The 11,288-nt window shown below is 68.1% G+C and carries 11 protein-coding genes; 3 read left to right on the top strand and 8 right to left on the bottom strand.

Annotated elements, in window-relative coordinates; genetic code table 11:
- Nucleotides 1-65: 65 nt before the first annotated feature.
- The gene (locus tag ACWDU1_RS21790; RefSeq protein ID WP_450001010.1) at nucleotides 66-713 is read right to left on the bottom strand and encodes a mycothiol-dependent nitroreductase Rv2466c family protein; all 648 of its coding nucleotides are present in this window, start codon (nucleotides 711-713) and stop codon (nucleotides 66-68) included.
- Nucleotides 714-869: 156 nt separating this feature from the next.
- Here ACWDU1_RS21790 and ACWDU1_RS21785 point away from each other — a divergent pair, with 156 nt between their 5' ends.
- A complete protein-coding gene (locus tag ACWDU1_RS21785) occupies nucleotides 870-2,090 on the top strand; it encodes an NAD(P)/FAD-dependent oxidoreductase (RefSeq protein ID WP_450001009.1) in 1,221 nt (406 codons plus the stop codon).
- A 101-nt stretch (nucleotides 2,091-2,191) separates the two neighbouring features.
- On the opposite strand, the gene ACWDU1_RS21780 is transcribed toward ACWDU1_RS21785, so the two are convergent.
- Nucleotides 2,192-3,016, bottom strand: coding sequence for a phosphoribosylaminoimidazolesuccinocarboxamide synthase (locus tag ACWDU1_RS21780; protein ID WP_450001008.1), 825 nt, complete (start codon nucleotides 3,014-3,016; stop codon nucleotides 2,192-2,194).
- A 115-nt stretch (nucleotides 3,017-3,131) separates the two neighbouring features.
- On the opposite strand from ACWDU1_RS21780, the gene pepN reads away from it, so the two are divergent.
- Nucleotides 3,132-5,699 (top strand): aminopeptidase N, encoded by a 2,568-nt coding sequence (pepN, locus tag ACWDU1_RS21775; protein ID WP_450001007.1) that lies wholly within the window; start codon nucleotides 3,132-3,134, stop codon nucleotides 5,697-5,699.
- Nucleotides 5,700-5,796: 97 nt separating this feature from the next.
- Here pepN and ACWDU1_RS21770 read toward each other — a convergent pair whose 3' ends face one another.
- From ACWDU1_RS21770 to ACWDU1_RS21760, 3 genes are all read right to left on the bottom strand, one after another.
- Nucleotides 5,797-6,261, bottom strand: coding sequence for a DUF5130 domain-containing protein (locus ACWDU1_RS21770; RefSeq protein WP_450001005.1), 465 nt, complete (start codon nucleotides 6,259-6,261; stop codon nucleotides 5,797-5,799).
- Nucleotides 6,248-6,541 (bottom strand): aa3-type cytochrome oxidase subunit CtaJ, encoded by a 294-nt coding sequence (gene ctaJ, locus ACWDU1_RS21765; RefSeq protein ID WP_357430126.1) that lies wholly within the window; start codon nucleotides 6,539-6,541, stop codon nucleotides 6,248-6,250. Before ctaJ ends, ACWDU1_RS21770 begins: the two co-directional genes overlap by 14 nt.
- A gap of 281 nt (nucleotides 6,542-6,822) precedes the next feature.
- On the bottom strand, nucleotides 6,823-7,254 hold the full coding sequence (locus tag ACWDU1_RS21760) for a globin (protein WP_450001004.1): 432 nt from the start codon (nucleotides 7,252-7,254) through the stop codon (nucleotides 6,823-6,825).
- A 252-nt stretch (nucleotides 7,255-7,506) separates the two neighbouring features.
- Here ACWDU1_RS21760 and ACWDU1_RS21755 point away from each other — a divergent pair, with 252 nt between their 5' ends.
- Nucleotides 7,507-8,229 carry an HNH endonuclease gene (locus tag ACWDU1_RS21755; RefSeq protein ID WP_450001003.1) on the top strand — a complete coding sequence of 241 codons (723 nt, stop codon included), beginning with the start codon at nucleotides 7,507-7,509 and terminating at the stop codon, nucleotides 8,227-8,229.
- A 117-nt stretch (nucleotides 8,230-8,346) separates the two neighbouring features.
- On the opposite strand, the gene ACWDU1_RS21750 is transcribed toward ACWDU1_RS21755, so the two are convergent.
- From ACWDU1_RS21750 to ACWDU1_RS21740, 3 genes are all read right to left on the bottom strand, one after another.
- Nucleotides 8,347-9,012: a hypothetical protein gene (locus ACWDU1_RS21750; protein WP_450001012.1), complete on the bottom strand. Its 666-nt coding sequence runs from the start codon at nucleotides 9,010-9,012 to the stop codon at nucleotides 8,347-8,349.
- A 31-nt stretch (nucleotides 9,013-9,043) separates the two neighbouring features.
- On the bottom strand, nucleotides 9,044-9,514 hold the full coding sequence (locus tag ACWDU1_RS21745; protein ID WP_450001002.1) for an acyl-CoA thioesterase: 471 nt from the start codon (nucleotides 9,512-9,514) through the stop codon (nucleotides 9,044-9,046).
- Nucleotides 9,511-11,288, bottom strand: a 1,778-nt coding sequence (locus ACWDU1_RS21740) for an NAD-glutamate dehydrogenase domain-containing protein (RefSeq protein ID WP_450001000.1), incomplete at its 5' end; no start/stop codon positions are given. The genes ACWDU1_RS21740 and ACWDU1_RS21745, both read right to left, overlap by 4 nt.

Here is an 11,288-nt window from a genome sequence, read left to right as displayed (position 1 = left end):
AGCGCTGACAGCAGACGCTTCGGGGGCCGAACCCCGCGCGGCGAAGCCGCGCCAAAAATACAGCGCTAGATGAACACAGGCTCTTCGTCGCGGGTGCGCTTGAGTTCGAAGAAGTGCGGGTAGGCGGCCAGTGTGACCACCGCGTCCCAGAGTTTGCCCGCTTCTTCGCCGCGCGGGATGCGGGAGAGTACCGGCCCGAAGAACGCGACCCCGTTGACGTGGATGGTGGGGGTGCCGACGTCAGGGCCCACTTTGTCCATCCCGGCGTGGTGGCTGGCCCGCAGTGCCTCGTCGTGGTCGGTGGCGGTCGCCGCTTCCGCCAGTTCGGCGGGCAGTCCGGCTTCGGTGAGCGCGTCGGCGACGATGGCGGCGAAGGTGGCCCGCGCGTCGCCTTCCTGCTCGAACTCCGATCGGCGGTCGTGGAAGCGGGTGCCCAGGGCGGTGTAGAGCGACGGCAGGATCTCGTCGCCGTGCTGTTGTGCGGCCGCGATGGCCACCCGCACCGGGCCCCAGGCGTTCTTCATCATGTCCTGGTACTCGGGCGGCAGGTCGCGGCCCTCGTTCAGGACCGCGAGACTCATCACGTGGAATCGGGTCTCGATATCGCGGACCTGCGCGACCTCGAGTATCCACCGGGAGGTGATCCAGCACCACGGGCACAGGGGGTCGAACCAGAATTCGGCAAGATCCTTTTTCACGGCCGTATCGGGCACGTTCGGTTCCTCTCCGTAGTTGTCGCTACATTCCGACCAACCCATCGGGCCGGGTTTTCGTTCCCGGACCCGCCGGTTGTCGCGGGCGCGCTCAGTACGCTGGCGGGGGTAGTCCGGATCGTCGCTGGAACAACCCACCACAAGGGAGTGTCATCCATGACATCTGCGCGGCATTTCGTCATCGTGGGCGCCGGGCTGGCCGGTGCGAAAACCGCCCAGGCGCTACGGGACAACGATTTCGACGGGCGTATCACCCTGATCGGTGCCGAGGAGCGGCTGCCGTACGAGCGGCCGCCGCTGTCCAAGGAGTATCTCGCGGGTGAGAAGCGGCTCGAGGAGTTCACGGTCGCCGATTCGGCCTGGTACCGCGACCACAATGTCGACCTGCTGCTCGGCACCGAGGTCACCGCCGTGGACCGGGCGGCCCGGACGGTGACGCTGCCCGACGGTTCGACGCTCGAATACGACAAGCTCGCCCTGGCGACCGGGTCCGCGTCGCGCACCCTGCCCATCCCGGGTGTCGGCGCGGACGGGGTCTACACCTTGCGCACGCTGGAGGAATCCGATGCGCTGATCGAACTGTTCCGGTCGGCCCGGCGGCTGGTGGTGATCGGCGCGGGCTGGATCGGGCTCGAGGTGACCGCGGCGGCCCGGGCGGCGGGTGTGGCGGTCACGGTCGTGGAGACCGCGCCCGGGCCGCTGCTGGGCGCCCTCGGGCCCGAGATGGGCGAGGTTTTCGCCGACCTGCATCGCGCGCACGGGGTCGAGTTGCGCTTCGGCACCCAGGTGCGGGAGATCACCACCTCGGACGGGCGGGCCAACGGTGTGCGCGTCGCGGACGGTTCGACGGTGGCGGCCGATGCCGTACTGGTCGCTGTCGGGGCCCGGCCACGGCTCGGGCTCGCGGAATCAGCGGGTTTGCCGATCGATTCCGGGGTCCTGGTCGACGCCGGTCTGACCAGCAGTGATCCCGATATCGTGGCGGTCGGCGATATCGCCGAACAGGATCATCCCGTGCTGGGTCGCCGGATCCGGGTGGAGCACTGGGCCACGGCCCTGAATCAGCCCGCGGTGGCCGCGTCGACCATGCTGGGCCGGGCGGCCGTGTACGACCGCCTGCCGTATTTCTTCACCGACCAGTACGACCTGGGTATGGAGTACACCGGGTTCGCGGCACCGGGCGACTACGAGCGGGTCGTCGTGCGCGGGGATACGGCGGGCCGGGAGTTCGTGGCGTTCTGGCTCGACCCGCAGCGACGGGTGCTGGCCGGGATGAATGTGAATGTGTGGGATGTCGGAGACCGGATCAAGGAATTGATCCTCTCCGGCGACCCGGTCGATCCCGATCGGCTGGCCGATACATCCGCACCGCTCTGAGCGCCACCGCGTCGGGGACGAAACGAGCACCGGGCCGGGGCCCGGAATCGCGGGACGCGGCGCGGGGCGGGGCGGGCCCGGGGCCCGGGGCCCGGCCGAGTTCACCAGGTGCGGCCGGTGATCAGCTCGTAGGCCTCGACGTATTTGGCCCTGGTCGCGGCGACGATATCGGCGGGGATCTCGGGACCGGGGGGTTCCTTGTCCCAGCCGGTCGAGGTCGCCCAGTCCCGGACGAACTGTTTGTCGAACGAACGCTGCGGACGGCCCGGCTCCCATTCCGCGGCCGGCCAGAAACGGGAGGAGTCCGAGGTCAGCACCTCGTCGGCGAGGGTGAGCACATCACCGTCCCAGCCGAATTCGACCTTGGTGTCGGCGATGATCACACCGCGCTCGGCCGCGTAGGACGCGCCGCGGGTGTACAGCCGCAGGGTGAGGTCGCGCAGGTGTTCGGCCACCGGGCGGCCCTCCTGCGCGACGACCTCGTCGAAGGTCATCGGTTCGTCATGCCCGGACGCCGAGACCTTGGTGGTCGGGGTGAAGATCGGCTCCGGAAGCCGGTCGCCCTCCCGCAGCCCGTCGGGCAACCGGATGCCCGATACCGATCCGGTGCGCTGGTAGTCCTTCCAGCCCGAGCCGACCAGATAGCCCCGGGCGACGCATTCCACCAGCACCATCTTCAGCGGTTTCACCCGGATGGCGCGGCCCGCGAACTCCGCCGGCACATCGGTGGTGGACAGCACATGGTTGGGGATATCGGAGAAGTAGTCGAACCACCAGTTCGACAGCCGGGTGAGCAGGGCGCCCTTGTCCGGGATCGGCGTGGGCAGCGCGACGTCGTACACCGAGACCCGGTCCGAGGCGACCAGCAGCAGGGTGTCGCCGTCTGTGTACAGGTCACGCACCTTCCCGGCGTGCACGTGTTTCACTGTCGCGGCTCCGATCCTGGTCGAGTGGTGTGCGGGGTCGACTCCCGCGCGGGCAACCTTACCCACGTGGCATTGTGGACAGCGCCCGTGCCCACTGTGTCTTCGAAGGAGTCCGATGTCCGCACCGAACCTCACCCGCGATCAGGCGATCGAACGCGCCGGCATCGTCGCGGTCGAGAACTACTCCGTCGAACTCGATCTGACCGACGGCGCGGGTAAACCGGGCGAACAGACGTTCCTGTCCCGCAGCACGGTCACCTTCACCGCGAAGCCCGGTTCGCGGACCTTCATCGATATCGTCGCCCGCACGGTACGTTCGGCGGTGCTCAACGGCACCCCGCTCGATATCGCGGGCTACGACGAGGCGACCGGGATCACCCTGCCCGATCTCGCCGAACGCAACGAACTGGTGGTCGAGGCCGATTGCGAGTACTCGCACACCGGTGAGGGCCTGCACCGCTTCGTCGACCCCGCCGACGACGCGGTGTACCTGTATTCGCAGTTCGAGACCGCCGACGCCAAACGGATGTTCGCCTGCTTCGACCAGCCGGACCTCAAGGCCACCTTCGATATCGAGGTCACCGCCCCGCGGGACTGGCAGGTGATCTCCAACGGCGCGGGCACCGCCGACGGCGGCCGGCACCGGTTCGCCACCACCCCGCTCATGAGCACCTACCTGGTCGCACTCATCGCCGGACCGTACGCGGTGTGGACCGATACCTACACCGACGATCACGGCACCATTCCGCTGGGCATCTACTGCCGCGCCTCGCTCGCCGAATTCATGGACGCCGAGCGTCTGTTCACCGAGACCAAACAGGGATTCGGTTTCTACCACAAGAACTTCGGCATCCCGTACGCGTTCGGCAAATACGACCAGCTGTTCGTACCGGAATTCAACGCGGGCGCGATGGAGAACGCCGGCGCGGTCACCTTCCTCGAGGACTACGTCTTCCGCTCCAAGGTCACCCGGGCCTCCTACGAACGCCGCGCCGAAACCGTACTGCACGAGATGGCGCATATGTGGTTCGGCGATCTGGTCACCATGAAGTGGTGGGACGACCTGTGGCTCAACGAATCGTTCGCCACCTTCGCCTCGGTGCTGTGCCAGGCCGAGGCCACCGAGTACACCAGCGCCTGGACCACCTTCGCGAACGTGGAGAAATCGTGGGCCTACCGGCAGGATCAGCTGCCGTCCACGCATCCGATCGCCGCCGATATCCCCGATCTGGCCGCGGTGGAGGTCAACTTCGACGGCATCACCTACGCCAAGGGCGCCAGTGTGCTGAAACAGCTGGTGGCCTATGTCGGGCTGGAACCGTTCCTCGCGGGTCTGCGCGCCTACTTCGCCGACCACGCCTACGGCAACGCCACCTTCGACGATCTGCTCGCGGCGCTGGAGAAGTCCTCCGGCCGGGATCTGTCCGGCTGGGGCACCCAATGGCTCAAGACCACCGGCCTCAATATCCTGCGGCCCGATTTCGAGGTGGACGCGGACGGCAACTTCTCCTCGTTCGCGGTGATCCAGGAGGGCGCCGCGCCCGGTGCCGGTGAACGCCGGGTGCACCGGCTGGCGATCGGCGTCTACGACGATCAAGGCGGCAAGCTGGTACGCACCCACCGGGTCGAACTCGATCTGGAGGCTGCCGAACGTACCGAGGTACCCGAACTCACCGGTGTTCCGCGCGGCAAGTTCATCCTGGTCAACGATGACGATCTGACCTACTGCTCGGTCCGGCTCGACTCCGGTTCGCTCGACGTCCTGGTGAACCGTATCGCCGACATCGCCGAACCGCTCCCCCGCACCCTGGCCTGGTCGGCCGCCTGGGAGATGACCCGGCAGGCCGAGTTCCGGGCCCGCGATTTCGTGGCCCTGGTGCAACGCGGGGTGGGCGCGGAATCCGAGATCGGGGTGGTCCAGCGCCTGCTCATGCAGGCCAATACCACCCTGCGCAGCTACGCCGATCCGGCCTGGGCCGAGGCCACCGGCTGGGCGGATTACGCGAACCGGCTGCTGGAGCTGGCCCGGGAGGCGGAATCGGGCTCGGACCACCAGCTGGCCTTCGTCAACGCGCTCACCGGCGCCAAGCTGTCCCCCTGGCATACCGAGGTGCTGCGCGAACTGCTCGACGGCGATCCGGGCGCGGTCGGGCTGGCCGGGCTCACCGTGGACACCGATCTGCGGTGGCGGGTGCTCACCGCGCTGGCCGCGGCCGGTGAGGTAGACGCCGACGGCACCGATACCCCCACCATCGACGGCGAGCTGCGCAACGACGAAACGGCCGCGGGCCGGCGCCAGGCCGCCACCGCCGCCACCGCGCGACCCATCGCCGAGGTGAAGGAATCGGCGTGGGCCACCGTGATGGAGGACGATTCGGTGCCCAACATCACGGCGCGCTCGATCGTCGGCGGATTCGCTCCCGCCGGGCAGGACTCCCTGCTGCGGCCGTATTCGGAGCGGTACTTCGCGGAGATCCCCGCGGTGTGGGAACGGCGTTCCAGCGAGGTCGCGCAGACCGTGGTGATCGGGCTCTACCCGTCCTGGGAGATCAGCGAGCAGGCCGTCGCCCGGGCCGATGAATTCCTCGCCGGTGACCACCCGCCCGCGCTGCGGCGTCTGGTGAGTGAGGGCAAGTCCGGGATCGAGCGCTCGCTGCGAGCCCGCGCCTTCGATATCTCCTGATCCGAGCAGCGAAACGGCGCGTCCGCCCCGAGGGGTGGACGCGCCGTTCTCGTCGGTAGCGAGCGCTCCCGGATCGCACCCCGGCCGGGGCGCGGTGTCAGCGGCCGATGGCCGCGGCCATCACCCGGACCGCGGAGACCAAGCCGTCGATCAGTTCGCCCTGCCGTAGCGAACTCAGCGCGGCGGTGACACCGAGCTGGCACACCCGGTCGTTGGCCCGTTCGGCCACATCACGGCCGGAACGAACCTCGACGGAGTGGTCGTTCGGGGAGACGGCGATGAGTACCGAACGTGCCGCCTCCGGGGTGGTCGGGAACAGCGCGTCGACCGTGGCGCCCGCGTCGGGACCCAGATCGCCGATGAAGACGTTGAACCGCACCTTGGTGGCCCGGGTCGCTTCGGTCAGCACGTTGTCCATGGCGAGCCGCTCGTTGTTGTCGAACGGGGCCTCCTTGAACACATCGCCGGCCTCGTGCACCCCGGAGACCCGGCCGCTGCTCATCAGCGCGTATCCGTGCGGCAGTTCGGACTCGACCACCGCGGGCCATTTAGTACTTGCCACTTGCCCGGCCTCCGATCAGCGCGCCCTTCGGGGCTTCCAGGGAATCGAACGCCACATGGGACCCATGCGACGACTCACCGGCATCATAGGAATGACCATGCCCGGTGACCTCATCGGTAGCACTCCACAGCACCGGCGCCGAGGTCCACTTCTTGCTCATATCGAAGTGGACCGGCTTCTCACCGGGCAGCGGCTTACCGATATACGACAAACCGGCGATTATGAGGTAGATCCCCAGCGGGATACCGGCGAACACCGCCACTGTCTCGAGAATGCTCACCGTCTTACGTTATCCGATGCTGTGTAGTAGTTGACAGGGGCCGTACCCCGGCGTGCCGCTCACACCCCATGATCGGCCGTTTCCGCCCGAGTGCGGTGCCCCCATCGTCGGCCATACCGCATCGCACCAGCATCACGACCGCAAATCACGCAACCTCTCGATGCCCGCACCAGGTCGGAGGCCGGCCCGATCCGAATGCGCCACTCCCCAGAGGTCAGCCCCCTCCCGGCGCCGAGTCCAGCGAGGCCCGCGCGCCGAAGGCGCGCCAATAAACCCAACCTTCACCAAGCGGTATTCATGAGGGAGTTGGCGGCCATCTCCAAGTAGTCCAGGAGCTGGCGGCGATGCTCGTCGTCGAGTGTCTCGGGTTCGATCTCCGCGACCGCGATACGCATGCACCGCAGCCACGCGTCCCGCTGTACCGGGCCGATCTGGAACGGCATATGGCGCATCCGCAGGCGCGGATGGCCGCGTTCGTCGGAATATGTGCGGGGGCCGCCCCAGTACTGCTCGAGGAACATCCGCAACCGGCGCTCCGCCGGGCCCAGATCTTCCTCCGGGTACATGGGGCGCAGGATCTCGTCGGCGGCGACCTCGCGGTAGAACACCGCGACCAGCCGGTGGAATGTCTCGTCTCCGCCGACCGCCTCGTAGAAGGAGTTCGCGGCCTGTTCGCTGGGCGCGGAGCCGGAAGCCGGGTTACCCGAAGTCATGAAACCTCTCGTGTTCGGTGGGGTGCGCCGTCCATTGTGCCCGCCGCACCGCACGGCCGCAGATTCCCCGCCGTCCACCGGCCGCGGACCGCACCGGGCCCACCGCCCGGGTGGCCCCCGGGCGTCGCTTCAGCGACAGTTAACCAGCCATTGTGCAAAATAACCGTGCGTTCCGGAACTTTCCGTGGTCAACTGGGTTCTGTCTCCAGGCGAGATACCACATGATCTTGAAACGCAGAATTTGGGGTCGACATGAAGCAACGGACCGGCGCCCGATCAACGGAGGCCTTACGCCACCGACAACTGAAGCCCGCCGACGTCCACGCTCGTGGGTCGGGGGCTCCTCCGTTGCAATTGCTGTCCGATCACGCGGTCAACAGGCATTCCGCCGATACCGCTACCGCTACCGATTCCGTTTTCTCCCCGAGCGACTCCGCTCCGACCGCCCCGCACTCGACCTGGCTCAAACGGCGCGTACTCCTGCTCAACGCCACCTATGAACCGCTCACCGCGCTCACCGCCCGCCGTGCGATAGTCCTGCTGGTCTGCGATAAAGCCGACGCGATTCACCACGACCCCACCGGCCCGGTACTGCATTCCGCCGGCTCCGCGGTCGCGATCCCCTCCGTCATCCGGCTGCGCACCTACGTGCGCGTCCCCTACCGCGCCCGCGTCCCGATGACCCGCGCCGCGCTCATGCAACGCGACCGCTACCGCTGCGGCTACTGCGGCGGAAAAGCCGAAACGATCGACCACGTCATCCCGCGCAGCCGCGGCGGCGAGCACAGCTGGGAAAACTGTGTCGCGAGCTGCGCACCCTGCAACCATCGCAAAGCCGACAAACTGCTGGCCGAACTGGGCTGGACGCTGCGATCCCCCCTCGTGTCCCCCAAGGGCCCGCACTGGCGGCTGCTGTCCACCGTCAACGAACTCGACCCCGTCTGGCTGCAGTACCTCGGCGAGGGTGCTGCGTAGTTCTGGAGTGGGCCCTTCGCGGAGGGGCGGGGTCTGTTCGCGAAAGGGCGTTCGGAGTCCGAGCCGCAAGCCCACCCTCTCACCCCGGCAAGCAAGCAGCGAAGCCGCGCCGGCCCATCAGTTCGGTGTGAGTGACAGCGCGCCGGCTCGGCGGCGGGCGACGGAGCCGTAGCGGGCGTCCAGGCGGAGCCAGGTGCGGCTGGCGCGGACTCGGACGAGTTCGCCGGATTGGATGCGGGCGGATTCGGTGCGGTCGCCGGAATGCGGGATGAAGTCCATGGCGGTGAGCGCGAAAACCACCCGCATGGGGACCTGGACCTGGTCACCGCCCGCTGAGACCGTCACCACGGTCTGGTCGAGCAGGGAGGCGGGTGGGCCGTGGCCGGAGCCGTGTTCCTTGGCCAGGTCCGCGCCGCGTTCGGCCAGTTCCACCAGGGTGCGGGCGGGTAGGTCGTCGATATGGGCGAATCCGCTGTCGGGGGGCAGGGCGCCGCGCCAGGCGGAGTCGACAGAGAAACCGAGGTCCGTGGGGCCCGGTGCGGACAGTCCGGCCAATACCGTGTCGGCCCCGACGGTGACATCGTCGACGCCGAGTTCGGCGCCGACGGTCCTGGTCGCCAGCGCTTCGAAGCCGGTGGCGATCCAGGCCGCCACCCGGCCTTCCCCGCGGCGGCGCAGCCGCACCACCACCGCCGGGTCCAGGCGTTGCGCGCGGGTGAGGAAGGTGGCCAGATTTTCGCGTTCTGCCGGGTCCGCGACGGTCAGGACCCGCTCTTCGGACATCACGATCGGCTCGGCACCGCCGGGTACGTCATCAGGCCATCCACTGCGCAAGGTAGTCCCGTTCGGGCCCACTGAGGCGGCGCAGGGACTGCGAATCGATATCGAAGGCCGCCAGCTGGGTGGTGGCGGTGACGGCCGCCGGGGTGCCGGGGGCGGAGCCGGCGGCGCGCACCTCGTAGGCGACCGTGAAATCGACGGCCCGCAACCGTTCGATCCACATGGCTATATCCAGTGGGGTGTCCTCGTGCCGCAGCTGGCCCCGGTATTTCACGTGCAGGTCGACCAGGACGCAGCCGTTGCGCAGGGCGACGGTGGGCCGGTCGTCTCCGAAAAGCCACGGGATCCGCGCCTCCTCCAGCAGGGTGACCATCCGGGCATGGTTCACGTGCTGGAAAACGTCCATATCCGACCAGCGCACATGCACCTGGGTATGGAAACGGCGGGCCTGGCCGGCCTGAGCCGGCCCGGTGGCCTCACCGTTGCGGGATACAGCGTTCGTCACCGTGGTACCTCCGATTGGGCGCCCACCCCACTCACCATGCTGCGCACCTGCCGCGCCGCAACCGACAGCGTGGCGAGATCGTGGGTTCCGGATTCGAACAGTTCCGCCAGCGCCGCGCGGGCGCGACCGAGCCGGGACTGATTCTTGGACTCCCAGTATGCAATCTTCTCGTCCGCGCTCTCCTCCGGGTCGCCGCCGGAGAGCACGTCGAGGGTGAGCGACCGCAGTGAGCTGTACATATCGTCGCGCAGCGCGAGCCGGGCGAGCGCGTGCCAGCGGTCGCCGCGTTCGAGGTGGCTCACGGCCTCGAGCAGCCAGTCGATCTTCAGGTGTTCGTTGAGGGCGTAGTAGAGGGCGCCGACCTCTTCGCCGGAGCGGTCGGTGATATCGGCGATATCGATGACATCGAGCAGCGGGAACAGATGCAGCAGCCCGAAGACCTCGGTGGCCAGATCCAGCGGCGCACCGTGTGCGACGAGATCGGCCGCGTGGTCGGTCAGAGTGGTCACATGATGGCCGCGGAGCCAGCCGGGCACCTGCGGTGCCAGTTCCCGGACGCCTTCGCGGTAGCGGTTGATCTCCGCGCCGACGGCGATGGGCTGGGGCCGGTTGGTGAGCAGCCAGCGCGAGGCCCGGTCCAGGGTGCGTTTCGTTTCCAGCTCGAGCTGGTCACGGACGCCGACCGAAGCGTCGGCGGCCCGGATACGCGCCCAGATGTCGTGCAACCCGAAGACCTCGGTGACCGCGGTGAACGCGCGCACGGTATCGGTGGCGGTCGCGCCGATCTCCTCGCCGAGCCGGAAGGTGTAGGTGACCCCGCCGTAGTCCACCACCTCGTTGGCGATCAGGGTCGTGACGATTTCGCGGCGCAGGCGGTGTTTCTTGATCGCCGCACCGAACCGCTCCCGCAGCGGCGTCGGGAAGTATTCGGGCAGCCGGGCCGCGAAGTAGGCGCTGTCGGGCAGATCACCGGCCAGCAGGTCGGCCTTGAGCGCGAGTTTCACATGGGCCAGCAGGTTGGCGAGTTCCGGCGACGCCAGCCCGCTGCCCTCCTCCAGACGGCGTTTGAGCACACTGTCGGTGGGCAGCGCCTCCAGTTCGCGATCGAGGCCGCGCCGGGTCTCCAGTTCCTCGATCAGGCGCCGATGCACATTGAGCATCCCGGCTGCCTCGGCCCGCGAAATTCCCATCACATAGTTCTGGGAGACGTTGTCCTCCAGCACCATCCGGGCGACCTCGTCGGTCATTTCGGCCAGCAGCGGATTGCGGTCGGCGAGTTCCAGTTCTCCCGCCGACACCACACCGTCGAGCAGGACCTTGATATTGACCTCGTGGTCCGAGCAGTCCACGCCCGCGGAGTTGTCCAGCGCGTCGGTGTTCATCTTGCCGCCGTTGCGGCAGAACTCGATCCGGCCCAGCGCGGTGACACCGAGGTTGCCGCCCTCCCCGATCACCTTCACCCGCAGCCGGTCCGCGTTCACCCGGACGGCATCGTTGGATTTGTCGCCCGCGTCCTCGTTGGTTTCGCTGCTCGCCTTGATGTAGGTGCCGATACCGCCGTTCCACAGCAGTTGTACGGGGGCGAGAAGAATGGCGCGGATCAATTCCGGCGGCGACAGCGACACCACGTCGTCGTCCAGTCCCAGGGCGGCCCGGGCCTGCGGGCTGATCGGCACCGATTTGACCGTGCGGTCGTAGACGCCGCCACCCGCGCTGATCAGCGACCGGTCGTAATCCGCCCAGCTCGACCGCGTCAACCCGAACAACCGCGCAC

It is taken from the genome of Nocardia sp. NPDC003345, from assembly GCF_053589395.1.
Note: the sequence above shows the minus strand (reverse complement) of the source record. Positions and strands in the feature narration are given on the sequence as shown.